14 protein-coding genes are annotated in these 16,050 nt (G+C 65.1%); 1 reads left to right on the top strand and 13 read right to left on the bottom strand.

Features of this window, described 5'->3' with window-relative positions; all coding sequences use genetic code 11:
- Positions 1–71 precede the first annotated feature (71 nt).
- The 3 genes from P7A97_RS03715 to P7A97_RS03705 are packed head-to-tail and all read right to left on the bottom strand — an operon-like array spanning position 72 to position 3,558.
- On the bottom strand, positions 72–1,904 hold the full coding sequence (locus tag P7A97_RS03715) for a Gldg family protein (RefSeq protein WP_277688592.1): 1,833 nt from the start codon (positions 1,902–1,904) through the stop codon (positions 72–74).
- Positions 1,905–1,906: 2 nt separating this feature from the next.
- On the bottom strand, positions 1,907–2,638 hold the full coding sequence (locus P7A97_RS03710) for an ABC transporter permease subunit (protein ID WP_277688591.1): 732 nt from the start codon (positions 2,636–2,638) through the stop codon (positions 1,907–1,909).
- Complete coding sequence (locus P7A97_RS03705) at positions 2,635–3,558, bottom strand: ATP-binding cassette domain-containing protein (RefSeq protein WP_277688590.1); 924 nt, start codon at positions 3,556–3,558, stop codon at positions 2,635–2,637. The genes P7A97_RS03710 and P7A97_RS03705 overlap by 4 nt, the downstream gene beginning before the upstream one ends.
- Before the next feature lie 225 nt (positions 3,559–3,783).
- Between P7A97_RS03705 and plsB the strand changes: the two genes are divergently transcribed.
- Positions 3,784–6,270, top strand: coding sequence for a glycerol-3-phosphate 1-O-acyltransferase PlsB (gene plsB, locus P7A97_RS03700; protein WP_277688589.1), 2,487 nt, complete (start codon positions 3,784–3,786; stop codon positions 6,268–6,270).
- Position 6,271: 1 nt separating this feature from the next.
- Here plsB and P7A97_RS03695 read toward each other — a convergent pair whose 3' ends face one another.
- From P7A97_RS03695 to gtfA, 10 genes are all read right to left on the bottom strand, one after another.
- The gene (locus tag P7A97_RS03695; RefSeq protein WP_277688588.1) at positions 6,272–6,421 is read right to left on the bottom strand and encodes a DUF2256 domain-containing protein; all 150 of its coding nucleotides are present in this window, start codon (positions 6,419–6,421) and stop codon (positions 6,272–6,274) included.
- Complete coding sequence (locus P7A97_RS03690) at positions 6,418–7,956, bottom strand: cryptochrome/photolyase family protein (protein ID WP_277688587.1); 1,539 nt, start codon at positions 7,954–7,956, stop codon at positions 6,418–6,420. The genes P7A97_RS03695 and P7A97_RS03690 overlap by 4 nt, the downstream gene beginning before the upstream one ends.
- Complete coding sequence (locus P7A97_RS03685) at positions 7,956–8,261, bottom strand: DUF6482 family protein (protein WP_277688586.1); 306 nt, start codon at positions 8,259–8,261, stop codon at positions 7,956–7,958. The genes P7A97_RS03690 and P7A97_RS03685 overlap by 1 nt, the downstream gene beginning before the upstream one ends.
- Before the next feature lie 10 nt (positions 8,262–8,271).
- A complete protein-coding gene (locus P7A97_RS03680; RefSeq protein WP_277688585.1) occupies positions 8,272–8,964 on the bottom strand; it encodes an SDR family NAD(P)-dependent oxidoreductase in 693 nt (230 codons plus the stop codon).
- Positions 8,964–9,509: a DUF3833 domain-containing protein gene (locus P7A97_RS03675; protein ID WP_277688584.1), complete on the bottom strand. Its 546-nt coding sequence runs from the start codon at positions 9,507–9,509 to the stop codon at positions 8,964–8,966. Before P7A97_RS03675 ends, P7A97_RS03680 begins: the two co-directional genes overlap by 1 nt.
- Positions 9,506–10,060: a chalcone isomerase family protein gene (locus P7A97_RS03670; RefSeq protein WP_277688583.1), complete on the bottom strand. Its 555-nt coding sequence runs from the start codon at positions 10,058–10,060 to the stop codon at positions 9,506–9,508. The genes P7A97_RS03675 and P7A97_RS03670 overlap by 4 nt, the downstream gene beginning before the upstream one ends.
- 131 nt (positions 10,061–10,191) lie before the next feature.
- The gene (locus tag P7A97_RS03665) at positions 10,192–11,970 is read right to left on the bottom strand and encodes an acyl-CoA dehydrogenase C-terminal domain-containing protein (RefSeq protein WP_277688582.1); all 1,779 of its coding nucleotides are present in this window, start codon (positions 11,968–11,970) and stop codon (positions 10,192–10,194) included.
- Between the two features lie 218 nt (positions 11,971–12,188).
- Positions 12,189–13,919: a single-stranded-DNA-specific exonuclease RecJ gene (gene recJ, locus P7A97_RS03660; RefSeq protein ID WP_277688581.1), complete on the bottom strand. Its 1,731-nt coding sequence runs from the start codon at positions 13,917–13,919 to the stop codon at positions 12,189–12,191.
- A 37-nt stretch (positions 13,920–13,956) separates the two neighbouring features.
- Positions 13,957–14,496 carry a YaeQ family protein gene (locus P7A97_RS03655; protein ID WP_277688580.1) on the bottom strand — a complete coding sequence of 180 codons (540 nt, stop codon included), beginning with the start codon at positions 14,494–14,496 and terminating at the stop codon, positions 13,957–13,959.
- Positions 14,497–14,584: 88 nt separating this feature from the next.
- Positions 14,585–16,027: a sucrose phosphorylase gene (gene gtfA / locus P7A97_RS03650; RefSeq protein ID WP_277688579.1), complete on the bottom strand. Its 1,443-nt coding sequence runs from the start codon at positions 16,025–16,027 to the stop codon at positions 14,585–14,587.
- Positions 16,028–16,050: the final 23 nt, after the last annotated feature.

The raw sequence follows: 16,050 nt of genomic DNA, 5'->3' as shown, positions 1-16,050 counted from the left end.
CGATCAAGGAGTCGTTGTATACGGAAGGGAACAGCATGGGGAAAGGGCAACGCCCCTTCCCCTTGCCGATATCAGGCCGACTTGCGGCGACGCCACAGCCACAGGGCCAGTACACCCAGGGTCAGCAGCAGCGGCACCAGCAGGATATTGGCCAGTTTCAGGGTACGGCCCAGATCCTCGATATTGGCATTGAGCTGGTAACGCACCTCGCGCAGCTCCTTGCGGATGCGCAGCTTCTCGTCGACAAACTGCTGCAGCGCGGTCTGCTGCTCGGCGGTCAGCTCCAGCGGCTTGCTCGGGTCCTGCTGTTGCAGGGCGGCGAGTTTCTGCTCGGTCTCGGCCAGGCGCTTCTGCAGGTCTTCTTCCTTGACCCGGAACTGCGCCTCGGCCTCACGCTGCAGCGCCTCGACCACCTCGAACGGGCGACTGAAACGACCGCGCGAGCGCACGCTGATCAGCGCGTCGCTACCGGACAGGTTGTCCAGGGCGTTGATGGCAAAGCCGGCATTGTCGGCGAACGGCTGCGGCACGCGCTGGCCGAAGAAGTCCTGCACCTGCACCCACATGCGGTCGCCCAGCAGGTCGGTGTCGGCCACGGCGATCACGTTGATGTTCTCCGCCGACTTCAGGCCGTCCTTCTGCCCCTCGATACCGTCAGGAAACGCCGTCTGTGCCGGGCCGCTGATGCGCGCAGCAATCGCATAACGCTCGCCGGTCGGGTTGAGGTCGGCCATCAGCTCTTCCGGGTTGGCCAGCATGGCGAAACGCGCGGCGTCCAGTGGCATGGCGTACTCGGAGCTTTGCAGCAGCGGGGTGAACTGGGTCTTGGCCCCCTCAACCGGTTCAAGAATGCCACTGGTGGCGACGTTGATGCTCTCCAGACCCGAGGTCACCACATCGTCCTGATCCATGGCCCGCTGCGGCAGCGCCAGCCAGGCGGCGTGGCGGACCGGACGCTGGCCCTGGCCCATGCCCACGGAGAGTGCGTAGGAGCCGTCGCCGAGCACCTTGTTCGGCAGCATGCGCACGCCCCAGGCCTTGAACAGCGGCTCCAGGTCGCTGGCCTTGTCCATCTCGTCGCCCGGCAGCATCGGCGCGGCGTTGTCGGCCTCGGCGTAGGGGTCGACGAATACCAGCAGCTTGCCGCCGCGCAGGACGAACTGGTCGATGGCGTACAGGCTGGCCTGCGGCAGGTTCTTCGGGTGCACCAGCAGCAGTACCGAAACCTCGTCCGGAATCTTGTCGACGCCGGCCTTGAGGCTGTCGATCTTGAACAGCTGGCGAATCTCCTCCATCACCATCCACGGCGCGGTCGGCTGGCGCGCGGCCATGTCGAAGCCGCCGTTGATCTGCAGGCCACTGAGTAGGCCGATCACCGGCTTCTGCGGCTTGGCCAGGCCCTGCACCAGCTGGCTGATCTGGTACTCGAGGAACTCTTCCTGATCCAGCGGGAAGAACGGGATCACCTGCTTGTCGTCCACCGCGTTGGTGCCGGCCAGGCCGAAGTAGATCGAGTCGCCGTTCTGGCTCGCCGGTACCGCCTGCAGGCCAAAGGCAGCAGCCTTGTCCTCGTCCTCGGAGAACGGCTCGGGGTCGACGATATGCAGCTTGATCTTGCCGTCGGCGGCACGCTCGTAGGCCTTGAGCATTTCTTCCACGCGGGTGGCGTAGTTGCGCAGCACGGCCAGGTCGCGGGCACTCTTGTCGGAGTAGAAGAAGTACAGGTTGATCGGTTCTTCCAGCTCGCCAAGGATGCGCTCGGTGCCCTCGGAGATGGTGTAGAGCTTCTGCTCGGTCAGGTCCAGGCGGGCATTGCCCAGGCCCAGGCTGGTGAGCATGTTGAAGGCCAAAAAGGCCACGGCGATCAGCAGCAGGCCGGCGCCGGAATACATCAGTTTTTTCATCGTCAGTCAGCCTTCTTCAGATCGACCACGATGGCGGTGGCAGCAAGCCAGGCGGCCATCAGGGAGATGAAATAGAGCAGGTCGCGCAGGTCGATCACACCCTTGCTGATCGCGTTGAAACGGGTCAGGAAGGACAGCGACGACACCGCATCAATGGCCCACTGCGGCGCCCAGGCCAGTGCGTCGAGCACCATGGGGAAGCCGCTGACGATAAATAGGAAGCAGGCGCTGACGGCGAGGATGAAGGCAATCACCTGGTTCTTGGCCAGGGCCGACATGCACGAGCCGATGGCCAGGTAGGAGCCCGCCAGCAGCCAGCTGCCGAAGTAGCCGGTGAAGATCGCGCCGTTGTCCGGCTGGCCCAGGTAGTTGACCGTGATGATCATCGGGAAGGTCAGCAACAGAGCGATGCCGGCGAACACCCAGGCGGCGAGGAACTTGCCCAGCACCGCGTCAAAACGGGTGATCGGCAGAGTCATCAGCAGCTCGATGGAACCGGATTTGCGCTCCTCCGCCCACAGGCGCATGGCGATGGCCGGCACCAGGAACAGGTACAGCCAGGGGTGGAAGTTGAAGAACGGCGCCAGGTCCGCCTGGCCGCTCTCGTAGAAGCCGCCGAGGTAGAAGGTGAAGACTCCGGACAGCACCAGGAAGATCAGGATGAACACGTACGCCAACGGGGTGGCGAAGTAGCTGCGCAGCTCGCGCTTGAAGACGACCGGCAACTGCGTCATGCCGCTTCTCCTCGGGTCAGGGTGCGGAAGACCTCATCGAGGCGGCCGCGCTCCACGTCCAGTTCCTTGATCTGCCAGCCGCGCTGGCGGATCAGCTCGTTGACCTGCGGGAAGATCACCTCGCCGGCATTGGCCAGCACGGTCAGGCTGTGCTCGCGCTCGTTGCGCTCGACGCCGGCCACCCCCGGCAGGGCGGACAGGGCTTCGACGTCCAGTTCGCTGGTGGCGACCAGGGTCACCGCCTGGTGGTAACGCGAACGCCCCTCCAGCTCCAGCGGCGTGGCATCGGCGACCAGCTTGCCGCCGGCGATCACCACGGCGCGGGTGCATACGGCGGACACTTCTTCGAGGATATGGGTGGAGATGATGACGATCTTGTCCTTGGCCAGGCTCTGGATCAGCTGGCGCACCTGGTGCTTCTGGTTGGGATCGAGGCCGTCGGTGGGCTCGTCGAGGATCAGCACCTGCGGATCATGCAGGATCGCCTGGGCCAGGCCGACGCGGCGCTTGAAGCCCTTGGACAGGGTCTCGATGCTCTGTTCCAGCACCTTGTCCAACTCGACCTGCTGAACCGCGCGCAGCACCCGCTGCTTTTTCTCGGCGCCGCGGAAGCCGCGCACCTCAGCGATAAATTGAAGGAAGCCGCGCACGGTCATGTCGCCATAGCTCGGCGCACCTTCCGGCAAATAGCCAATCAGACGCTGTGCGGCGAGGGTATCGCTCTGCACGTCATGACCAAGAATGCTCGCCGTACCCGAGGTTGGCGCCAGGAAGCCCGTGAGCATCTTCATGGTGGTGGATTTACCGGCCCCGTTCGGGCCGAGGAAGCCCAGCACTTCCCCTTGCTGGACTTTGAAGCTGAGGCCATCAACGGCCGCATGCCCCGCAAAACGCTTGGTCAGGTTTCTTATCTCTATCATGGCCTCTCACCATCGCGATGGAAGCCCGCAGCCTGCGATACCACTGCGGGCCCGACAAATGCCGGCCGGACTATAAGGAGTGGGTCGGCGGCTATGCAAGACCGCATGGGCAAGGGAAAGTTTCCATATGTCTCGTCCATCGTTTGGCTTTTGCCGCAGACCCGCGCTTGCGGCACACTAGCGCCCCCGAGCAAGTGCTCGCTTGAAATGCCGTCAAGAGCCCGTATGACCCGCTCCCCGTTCCGCCGCCTTGCGTTTGGCGCCCTGCGCCGCCTGTTGTTTCTCTGGGTGCGCTCGGAAACCATCAATCAGTCTTCCTTCAACCTGCGCCTGGATCGCTCCAAGCCGGTGTTCTATGTGCTGCAGCAGCCCTCGGCCGCCGACCTGGCCGTGGTCGACCGCGAATGCAGCAAGGCCGGTCTGCCGCGTCCGGTACTGCCGGTGGCCATCGGCGAGCAGCTGGAACCGGCCGGCTTCTTCTACCTGACCCGTGAACCCAGCTGGTTCGGCGGGCATGACAAGCGCGGCGCACCGCCCGCCCTGCAACGTATCCTCGCCAGCCTCGACAGTCAGGCAGTGGACGATGCACAGATCATTCCGGTCAGCGTGTTCTGGGGCCAGTCGCCGGACCGCGAGACCAGTCCGTGGAAACTGCTGTTCGCCGACACCTGGGCCGTGACCGGGCGCCTGCGCAAGCTGGTCAGCATCCTGATTCTTGGACGCAAGACCCGCGTGCAATTCGCCGCGCCCATCCACCTGCGCGAACTGCTCGACCAGGGCAAGGGCCGCGAACGCACCCTGCGCATGGTGCAGCGCATCCTGCGGGTGCACTTCCGCAACCAGAAGGCCGCGGTGATCGGCCCGGACGTGTCGCACCGGCGCAACCTGGTCAAGGGCCTGGTGCACGACCCGCTGGTGCGCCAGGCCATCGCCGAAGACGCCGAGCGTGAAGGCATCAGCCTGCAGAAGGCCGAAGCCAAGGCGCTGCACTACGGCAACGAGATTGCCTCGGACTACACCTACACCGCCATCCGCTTCCTCGAAGTGGTGCTCAGCTGGTTCTGGAACAAGCTGTACGAAGGCATCCAGGTCAACCATCTGGAAGCCGTGCGCGACCTGGCCCACGACCACGAGATCATCTACGTGCCGTGCCACCGCAGCCACATCGACTACCTGCTGCTGTCCTACCTGCTGTTCCGCAACGGCCTGACCCCGCCGCACATCGCCGCCGGCATTAACCTCAACATGCCGGTGGTCGGCGGCCTGCTGCGCCGTGGCGGCGCCTTCTTCATGCGCCGCACCTTCAAGGGCAACCCGCTGTACACCGCGGTGTTCAACGAATACCTGCACACCCTGTTCAGCAAGGGCTTCCCGGTCGAGTACTTCGTCGAAGGCGGACGCTCGCGAACCGGCCGTACCCTGCAGCCGAAGACCGGCATGCTGGCCATCACCCTGCGCAGCTTCCTGCGTTCCAACCGCCTGCCGATTGCCTTCGTACCGGTGTACATCGGCTACGAGCGGGTACTGGAAGGCCGCACCTACCTGGGCGAGCTGCGCGGCGCGGCGAAGAAGAAGGAGTCGATCTTCGACATCTTCAAGGTCATCGGCGCCATCCGTAAGCAGCGCTTCGGCAGCGTGCACGTCAACTTCGGCGAGGCGATCAAGCTGGCCGACTTCCTCGACCACGAGCAGCCCGGCTGGCGCACCCAGGACCACGGCGAGCAGTTCCGCCCGGCCTGGCTCAACACCACCACCAACCGCCTCGGCGAGAAGGTGGCCCAGCACCTGAACGAGGCAGCAGCCATCAACCCGGTCAATCTGGTGGCCCTGGCCCTGCTCTCCACCGCCAAGCTGGCGCTGGACGAAAAGGCCCTGGCCCGTGTGCTCGACCTGTACCTGGCATTGCTGCGCCAGGTGCCCTACTCGCCGCACGCCACCCTGCCCGAAGGCAACGGCCAGGACCTGATCCGCTACGTGCAGAGCATGGACCTGCTGGCCGAGCAGAAGGACGCGCTGGGCAAGATCCTCTACCTGGACGAGCAGAATGCCGTCCTGATGACCTACTACCGCAACAACGTGCTGCACGTGTTCGCCCTGCCGGCGTTGCTGGCCAGCTTCTTCCTCAGCAGCTCGCGCATGAGCCGCGAGCAGATCCTGCGCTACGTCAGTGCGCTGTATCCCTACCTGCAGTCCGAGCTGTTCATCCGCTACTCGGCCGAGGAGCTGGAAGGTGCCGTCGACCAGTGGCTGAACGCCTTCGTCGAGCAGGGTCTGCTGCGCCGCGATGACGACATGTTCATCCGCCCGGCACCCAGCTCGCGCCAGTACGTGCTGCTCAGCCTGCTGGCCCGCGCCATCGTGCAGACCCTGCAGCGCTTCTACATGGCCACCGCGCTGCTGCTCAACGCCGGCCAGTACGCCCTGAGCGCCGAGGAGCTGGAAAACCTTTGCGTGACCATGGCCCAACGCCTGTCGATCCTGCACGGCCTCAACGCCCCGGAGTTCTTCGACAAGAGTCTGTTCCGCCACTTCATCCAGACCCTGCTCGACCAGGGCGTGCTGCGGCAGAACGGCGAAGGCAAGCTTAGCCACCACCCGCAACTGGCTGAACTGGTCGAGGGCGTGGCCAAGCGCGTATTGCCGGCGGAAATCCGTCTGTCGATTCGTCAGGTCGCGCTGGAGCGAAGCGAATACCCCGAAGAGGCCACCTGAACTAGTGCTCCGAACGTCTGCCGCGTGACGTCCGCCGGCAGCGCTCGGAGCAATAGCGCACCTCCTCCCAGCAGCGCGCCCAGCGCCGCCGCCAACTGAAGGGCAAACCGCAGTGCACGCAGAGTTTGCTCGGCAGGTCGGCCTTTTTCACAGTGCCTGCCCCGCATCCAGGCGCGCCAACAGATCCTCGCCACGCTGCCACAGCGCCTCACGCCGCTCTTCGTCCATGCGATCGAGGTTGCGGTAGACCATGGCCAGGCGCGGATTGGTGCCCAGGCGGTCGCGATGGCGGCGTAGAAAATGCCAGTACAGGGCATTGAACGGGCAGGCCTGCTCGCCCACGGCCTGATCGACCCGGTAGGCGCAGTCGCCACAGTAATCGGACATGCGCTGGATATAGCGACCGCTGGCGCAGTAGGGCTTGGAACCCAGGTAGCCGCCGTCGGCATGCATGACCATGCCCAGGGTGTTGGGCAGTTCCACCCAGTCGAAGGCGTCCAGGTAGATCGCCAGGTACCACTCGCAGATCGCCTTGGGCGCGATGCCGGCGAGCAGGGCGAAGTTGCCGGTCACCATCAGCCGCTGGATATGGTGGGCATAGCCCAGCTCGAGGCTCTGGCCGATGGCCTGGGCCATGCAGCGCATCGAGGTGTCGCCAGTCCAGTAGAACTCGGGCAACGCGCGACGATTGCCGAAGGCGTTGAGCTCGGCGTACTCCGGCATGCGCAGCCAGTAGATGCCGCGCACGTATTCGCGCCAGCCGATCAGCTGGCGGATGAAGCCCTCGGCCGCATTCAGCGGCGCCCTGCCCTCGCGGTAGGCCTGTTCGACATCGGCGCACAGCTGGCGCACATCGAGCAGGCCGATGTTCAACGCGGCGCTGATGCGGGCGTGGAACAGATAGGGCTCGCCCTGGGCCATGGCGTCCTGGTAATCGCCGAACGCGGCCAGGCCGAAATCGAGAAAATGCTGCCACAGCGCCTGGGCCTCGGCATGGGTCACCGGGTAGTCGAAGCCTTCGAGGCTGCCGTAGTGCCCGGCAAAGCGCTGCTCGACCAGTTGCAGCACCTCGCGGGTGAGGTCGTCGGCCGCGAAACTGGCCGCGAAGGGGCCGCGCAGGCCTTTGGGCAGCGCCTTGCGATTGTCCTGATCGAGGTTCCAGGTGCCGCCGACCGGGCTGCCGTCGAACTCCATCAGCAGGCCGGTGCGCTTGCGCATGTCGCGGTAGAAGTTCTCCATGCGCAGCTGTCGGCGCCCGCTCGCCCAGGCCGCGAAGCGCTGCCGCGAGCAGAAAAACCGTCGGTCTTCGTGCCACACCAGCGGCCGACCGCACTGGTTCAACGCCTCCTGCAGACGCCATTCGCCGCACTCGGTCAGGTGCACCTGCTCGACGCCCAGGCGCTCGGCCCAACGCAGCAGCTCGCCCGGCAGACTGCCGCTGTTGTCGGCATCGTCCAGGCGCACGTAGATCACCCGCCAGCCGCGCTCGCCCAGGGCCTGGGCGAAGTGGCGCATGGCGCTGAAGATCAGCGCGATCTTCTGCGGGTGATGGGCGACGTAGGTAGCCTCGTCCATCACCTCGGCCAGCAGCAGCGCATCCTGAGTGGGATCGAGCGCGTCGAACAGGCTGAGGTCGAACGACAGCTGGTCGCCCAGCAGTACACCGAGTCTGCGCGCTGGCGTCACTACCAGGGCTCGCTCAGGCCGACCGGCACCCGCAGCGGCTCCACCGGACCATCGCGCATGCCGCACATCTCGTCGTGCACCACCTGCTGCACCATGGTGCACGACACCGGCGGGGTGAAGCGCAGCAGCTCACGCAGGTGGGTGATCGAGCGTACCTGCACGGTATCACCCGAGGCGTCGAGCAACGGCTTGGTGCCCTCGTCGGTACGGGCGAGCAACACATAGAAACCACCTTCCAGCGAGCACAGCTCCAACTCGTTGATGGCCCCTTGGGCGGCCATCTGGTTGAGTTCTTCGAGGGTCATGGCGCATCTCCTACCAGGGTAAAGGCTCGCCGTCATAGGCGAAGAAACCGCCACTGTCGGCGGGGTCCAGTCGATCGATCAGGTTAAGCAGCTGCGCGGCCGCCTCACGGGGCGGGCGGCCTGCGGCAGCGCCGTGAAAGGGTTGAGACAGGGGCGAGAGCACGGTGCCCGGATGCAGACTGAACAGCCGCGCCTGCGGCCGGCTGCGCGCCAGCTCGATGGCAGCGGTCTTGACCAGCATGTTCAGCGCCGCCTTGGAGGCACGGTAGGCGTACCAGCCGCCGAGGCGGTTGTCGCCAATGCTGCCGACCTTCGCCGACAGCACGGCCATGATTCCACGGGGCGCCAGCAGCGGCAGGAACTGCTGCAGCACCAGCGCCGGCCCCAGCGCGTTGATCTGGAATACCGCCTGCAACGCTTCGGCCTGCAGCGCCGCCAGGCTCTTTTCCGGACTCACCCCAGGACGGTGCAGCACCCCGGTCGCCAGCAGGATCAACTGCAGCGGCCCCTGCTGGCCGATCTCGGCAGCGGCGCTGGCGATGCTCTGCGGGTTTTCAAGATCCAGCGCCGGCGTGGTCGAACGCCCGAGGGTGAGCACCTCGGCGCAACGCGGGTCCTCGCGCAGCAGCTGGCAAAAGGCAGCGCCCAGGGCGCCACCGGCGCCGATCACCAGCGCCCGATAGCCATCACTCAGGGAGTCCATCAGGGCCTGCGTTCGGCGGGAGCGCGGCGGAAGAACAGGGTGACCTGGCCCAGCTCGACACCGAACTTGCGCATGCTCGAACGGTTGATCAGGGTGTCCTCGTCCATCAGGTACATCCAGTCGTCGAACTCCACCACATAGGTTGTGTCGTCGACCGGCAGGTTCAGCTGATAACGCCAGCGCAGTGCATTGCCGGCGATCTCGCCCTGGGCTTCGCCCAGCACGTCATCGGCACGCCCGCGCCAGCGGCCCTCGCCGTCCGGCGTCAGGGTCCAGACCCGGCGCTGGCGCGTACCGTCGCTGTAGAGGAAACGCTCGTCGAGAATCAGCTGCTCACCCTCGCGGCGGCTGGTGATATCCACATGAAAGCGCTTGATCACCTCGCCGGAACGGTCCTCGAAAATGCCCCAGGCCTCGACCGGGCCGTCGAAGAAGGTCGGCAGATCCAGGCGCGGTTGTTGATCGGAATAGTGCTCGACCTCAACCCCGCTGCAGCCGCCGAGCAGCGCACCTGCAAGCAACAGCGCCAAAAACCTGCGTTTCATCGCGAACGCTCCGTATTGAGGCCGAGCAGCGCCCGGCGCAGCTCGGGACTGCGGGTGTCGGTATCCAGCCAGATGGCGAAGAAAGCCTTGGCAAACTCGGGGTCGGCAATTTCCTGGCGCAACTGGCCATCCAGGTAAAACCGCCCGCCCTGCCCCGGCCGGTACTCGCCGGCGATGCGTTGGCCGGCTTTCACATCGGGGAAGGCCAGGCGCAGGTCGTCTTCCCAGCCGGCCAGTGTCGCCGGATCTACATCCGCGACCCGGCGCATCTCGTCCAGGCTGGCCTTCACCAGCGTGTCCCGGCTGATGTCACGACGGTAGGTCAGCTCCAGCACGAAAGGCTGGTTGAAATCGACCCGGGGGGCCGGGCTCCACAGCCGTGCGGTGTAGACCGTGAAACCGAACCAGGTGAACTCACCGGCGCCAACCAGCCGTGCATCGGGAAGCTGACTGCGCCATTGGCCCTGCGCAGGCAGGGCCGGGACGTTCAACGACAGCACCAGTGCGGCAAGGAAGGCCGCCCGGCGCAGCCAATGGATGTAGCCTGTCATCAGCGCACCTCCCATACCCTGTTAAGCCGGGGCCCCATGGCACCCGGGTGTTGAATAAAAAAATCCGGCAACCCAGAAAGGGCATGGGGAGGGAGGTTGCCGGATTGCGCAGCACGACAGTCGAGGTGCCATCAGGCAGCGAATTCGTCCTCGCTGAATGCCATCAAAGTTGCCTTGCCTGCGCGCACTTCGGCGAGCAGACCATCCGTCTCGGTCAGTACCCGCGCCATGAAGAAGTCGGCCGACTTCAGCTTGGCGCTGTAGAACGCGCTATCGCCGGCGCCAGACGCCAGTCTGGCAGCGGCCACCTGGGCCATGCGCGACCAAAGCCAGGCCAGGCTGGTCAGGGCAAACTGGCGCAGGTACGGCACCGATGCAGCGCCGGCCTGCTCGGGATCCTGCATGCCCTCGCGGGCGAGCCACAGGGTGGCGTCCTGCAACTGCTTGAGCGCTTTCTCCACGGCGGCAGCGTGAGGCGCGTCGGGGTGCGCGGCCAGCCATTGCTGCACCAGGGTGAAGAAGCTGCGAACCGCCCGCCCACCACCCAGCGCCAGCTTGCGGCCCACCAGGTCGAGCGCCTGAATGCCGTTGGTGCCTTCATAGATGCGGGTAATGCGGCAATCACGCACCAGCTGCTCGATACCCCAGTCCTCGGTGAAACCGGAACCGCCCAACACCTGCAGACCCTCGTTGGCACAGGCGAAACCTTCATCGGTGAGGAACGCCTTGACCACCGGGGTGAGCAGCTGCACCAGATCGTCCGCCTGCTGACGCACGTCGGCCTGCGGGTGGTCGTGGGCGATGTCCAGCTGCAAGCCGGTGAAGTACGCCAGCGCGCGGCAACCTTCGACCATCACCTTCTGCCGCAACAACATACGCCGCACATCCGGATGCACCAGGATCGGGTCTGCCGGCTTGTCGGCCGCCTTGGGGCCGGACAGCGAGCGGCTCTGCAAGCGCTCGCGAGCGAAGCCGAGGCTGATCTGATAAGCGTGCTCGGCAATGCCCAGCCCCTGCAGCCCCACCATCAGGCGGGCGGAGTTCATCATGGTGAACATGCAGCTGAGGCCCTTGTTCGGCTCGCCGATCAACCAGCCCTTGGCACCCTCGAAGTTCATGACGCAGGTGGCGGAGCCCTTGATCCCCATCTTGTGCTCCAGGCCGCCGCAGAAGGCCGGGTTACGCGTACCGTCCGGCAGCCACTTGGGCACCAGGAACAGGGAAATACCCTTCACGCTGTCGGGCGCGTCCGGCAGCTTGGCCAGTACCAGATGCACAATATTCTCGACCAGATCATGCTCGCCGCCGGTGATCCAGATCTTGGTGCCACTGAGGGCATAGCTGCCGTCAGCCTGAGGGGTGGCGCGAGTACGGATGAGGCCGAGATCGGTGCCGCACTGCGGCTCGGTCAGGCACATGGTGCCGGTCCAGTCACCGCTGATCAGGCGCGGAAGATAGGCCTCCTGCAGATCGCGGCTGCCATGCGCCGACAAGGCATTGATCGCACCATGGGTTAGGCCGGGATACATACCCAGTGACAGGTTGGAGGAGCACACCATCTCCTCGACCATCATATTCATCACATGCGCCAGGCCCTGGCCACCAAACTCGGTGGGGCAGGCCAGTGCCGTCCAGCCACCTTCGGCGAAGTGCTGATAAGCCTCCTTGAAACCTTGCGGCGTGGTGACCGAATGGGTGGCCGGATCGTACTGGCAGCCCTGTTTGTCGCCACTGCTGTTGACCGGTGCCAACACCTGCTCGGCCAGCTTGGCGGCCTCTTCGAGCACCGCACTGCCCAGGTCGGCGCTGAATTCGCTCTGGCTCGGCAGCCCTTGCAAAGCGGTGTAGCCGTCGAGGACTTCCTCGAAAACGAAGCGCATGTCACGAAGGGGGGCGCGGTAGTTCGACATCGGTGCAACTCCATCAAAGTTGTACAATATGATTTTTTGTACAACTAATTGGGAGACCAGTGCAAGCACTTTGCGTATGTCTTGCCACACTTGAGACAGAAGCCACTGCCGAAACGCACCCGCAGGCAGGCCAAAACACCCGCAGCGACGACCGTCGGCGAGGAAATGGCGCAAGGAATGGGTGATGGCGCCAGGTTATGAATGAGCGTCAGCGCCGCTCAACGCGGCGCCAGGTGCGCCACCAGCAGCTGTACGCTTTCGCGTCCCTGGTACTCGTTGACGTCCAGCTTGTAGGCCAGCTCGACCCAGCGCACGTTGGGGTTGGGCCACAGCTCGCGGTCGACGTTGAAGGCGATGCCGTCCAGCGTCTGCCCACCGCACTCGGTCTTCAGCACCAGTTTGAGGTGCTTCTCGCCTACCACGCGCTGATTGACGATCTGGAACACGCCATGGAACAGCGGCTCGGGAAAGTGCTGTCCCCAGGGGCCGGCATGACGCAGGGCCTTGGCCAGTTCCAGGTGAAATTCCTCAACGCCGAGCTGACCGTCGGAGAGCAGGCGGCCAGTGAGGTCATCTTCGCTCAGCTGACGGCGCACCTCGGCATCGAAGGCGGCGGCGAAAGCGCCATAGTTTTCCTGTGGCAGCGACAGCCCGGCGGCCATGGCGTGGCCGCCGAATTTGCTGATCAGCCCCGGATGCTTGGCCGCTACCGCGTCCAGCGCATCACGGATGTGCAGGCCCGGCACCGAACGCGCGGAGCCCTTGAGCAGGCCGTCACCGGCATCGGCGAAGGCGATGGCCGGGCGGTGATAGCGCTCCTTGAGGCGTGAGGCAAGGATGCCGATCACGCCCTGGTGCCAGTCCGCCTCGAACAGGCACAGACCGAATGGCAGGCTGTCCAGCGGCAGGTCCTTGAGCTGGGCCAGGGCCTCGCGCTGCATGCCCTGCTCGATGGCCTTGCGGTCCTTGTTCAGGTCGTCGAGCTGCTGGGCCATGTCGCGGGCGAGGGCCTCGTCCTCGCAGAGCAGACACTCGATGCCCAGGCTCATGTCGTCCAGGCGACCCGCTGCATTGAGGCGCGGGCCGAGAATGAAACCGAGGTCGGTGGAGCTGATGCGCTCGTGGCGCTTGCCAGCCACCTCGAGAATGGCCTTGAGACCGGGCCGTGCACGTCCGGCGCGAATGCGCGCCAGGCCCTGGTGCACCAGGATGCGGTTGTTGGCGTCCAGCGGTACCACGTCGGCCACGCTACCCAGCGCCACCAGGTCGAGCAGCTCGCCCAGATTCGGTTCGGCCGGACGCGGCTCGGCGATGCCGGCGCTGGCGAACCAGCCCAGCTCACGCAGCCTGGCGCGCAGCGCCAGCAGCACATAGAACATCACCCCGACCCCTGCCATGGCCTTGCTCGGGAACTCGCAGGCCGGCTGGTTGGGATTGACGATGGCGTCGGCCGCCGGCAGTTCGGGGCCGGGCAAGTGGTGATCGGTGACCAGTACGCGCAGGCCCGCCGCCTTGGCGGCCGCCACGCCGTCGACGCTGGAGATGCCGTTGTCCACGGTCAGCAGCAGGTCGGGCTGGCGTTCCAGCGCCACGGCGACGATCTCCGGGGTCAGGCCGTAGCCGTACTCGAAACGATTCGGCACCAGGTAATCGACATGCGCCGCGCCGAGCATGCGCAGGCCCAGTACGCCGACCGAGCTGGCGGTGGCGCCGTCGGCATCGAAGTCACCGACGATCAGAATGCGCTGGCGCTGCTGCAGGGCCTCGACCAGCAGCTGCACCGCCGCGTCGATGCCCTTGAGCTGCTGATAGGGCAGCAACCGCGCCAGCCCCTTATCCAGCTCGACGGCGGACTGCACGCCACGGGCGGCATACAAACGGGTCAGCAGCGGTGGCAGCTCGCCGAGGTCAGGCAGGGTTTCGGGTAGAGGGCGAAGGTCGATGCGCATGGAAATACAGGTACTCAGTTGCGATGAAGGGCGGCGATCAACGCTCGCCGTGCAGCCACTCCAAGGGAATCTCGTGCTGACCGCGCTCATCGGTCACGAACAGCTCGCCATCGCTGATCATCACGCTCCAGTTCACCGCGCGCGGCAGGTCACGGGCCAGCGCTTCCAGCGCCTCCTGCCCCACCGCCACGACATTGATGTTCTTCAAGCTGCGCACCGTGTCGAGCACCTTCGTCTGCCACACGCGCAGGTTGCCGTAGGCGACCAGGCTGAACTTCTCGGTACGCCGCGAGCACCAGGTGATGCGTTCGGCATCCGGCTGGCCGACCTCGATCCAGTGCAGCACGCGGTCGTCCAGGCTCTTCTCCCACAGTGCCGGCTCGTCGACATCCGACAGGCCGCGACCGAAGGCCAGCTGCTCGTGGTACCACAGTGCATAGGCGATCAACCGCACGCACAAGCGCTCTTCAGTCTCCGAAGGATGCTTGGCCACGGTGAAGCGCAGGTTCTCGTAGACGCTGCGGTCGATGTCGGTGAGGTTCAGTTCGATTTTGTAAGGCGTGGCTTGCAGAGCCATAGGAGCGGTACCGGCAGGGAAGCGAAGGGGCGCAAGTCTAGCGCGAAAGCCTGCTCAGGTGCGGCCCTGCCGACCGGATTAGCGGCGATCAGCAATACAGCTGTCTGATCTGCCGATCCACCGGGTCGCTGTAGTCGATGATGGCCTGCGCCGTGCCCAGATCGACACACAAGCGGCAGTAATGCTCACCGTGACGCCAGGCCATGATCACGCTAGCGTCGCTCGACTGGTTGAGCTCGAAGCGCCCATCGAAAGCCGGATGGCTGTTGCGCAGGCGCATTAGCGCCAACAGGCGCTGCACCAGTGGCTGCTGCAAGGCTTCCTCCGCCTCTTCCAGACTGTAGTGGTGACGGTTGACATCGCGTGCCTCGCCGCTGGCCTCGCACAGCTCGAAATCGTTGCAGCCAGCCAGCAGACCGACGTAGTAGACCTGCGGAATGCCCGGGGTGAAGAACTGGAGGGCGCGGGCCGCGATGTAGGCATTCTCGTTGCGCATCAGCGCCTCGAAGAAGGTACAGGTCAGCTGATAGATAGCGCCGACGCTGTGCACGTTGACCGCCGAACGGCGCATGATCGGGTCTGCGCTGCGGGCCGAGACCTCGTCGATCAGGAAGCGGATTTCCGTCTCCGGCAGCATGCTTTCCACATCGGGAATGCAGATGCCGTCGTGGGTATCCAGCACGGTGATCTGGTTGCGCGGGCACATGCGCAGCCAATGCTTGAGGTAGCGGCTGTTGCCGCTGAGAAAGGCGTGCAGCACCAATGGCGGCAGGGCGAAGGCATAGGGCCGCATGTGCCGGCGCGAGATGGCGTACTGGTAGCTGATATGGTCATGTACTTCCGGCAGCATCTCGGCGCCGTACTTCTCGCCGGTTTCGCGGAACCAGTCGAGGATGCGGTAGACGTCCGGCTCGACCAGGAAGCAGCTGCTGCCGATCTTCTTGGTGGTGTAGCCGAAGGCATCCAGGCGGAACAGCTTGACCCCGCGCGCGGCGAGAAAGGCCAGGTAGCGCTCCATCAGCTGGTAGGTTTGTGGTGACTGGTAGTTGAGGTCGATCTGCCGCTCGGTGAAGGTGCACCACACCCGGCAGCGCTCGCCGGTGGCCAGTTGCACCTCGCGAAACGGCTCCTTCTCCTTGCGGATATGGATCTTGGCCAGGTCTTCCAGGGTGATCTCGCCCAGCTCGTCCACCTGCACGAACAGCTCGGCATGGGGCGAAGCGCGGCCCTTGGCGACGAAATCGAGAAACTCCGGCGACGCGTCGGAGATATGGCTGATCACTAGGTCGACGCACAGATCGAAGCGCGCGGAGATGCGCTCGACATCGGCCCAGTCGCCATAGCGCGGGTCGACCTCCAGATGGGTAAGCGGCGAGAAGCCACCGTCGGCATTGGACGGATACAGCGGCAGGATATGCACGCCGCCAAGAGCATCGGCCAGGTAACGGTCGAGCAACTGGTAGAGGCCCGCCAGGTTGCCGCCGAAACGGTCCGGATAGGTGATCAACTGCACCGCATTGCGCAACGCCATGGGCTCTCTTCTCCCCTTTGCCA

Origin of the sequence: Pseudomonas sp. GOM6 (genome assembly GCF_029537485.1) — a bacterium.
GTDB lineage: Bacteria > Pseudomonadota > Gammaproteobacteria > Pseudomonadales > Pseudomonadaceae > Aquipseudomonas.
The sequence above is the reverse complement of the archived record's forward strand: the minus strand, read 5'-3'. Positions and strand labels throughout refer to the sequence as shown.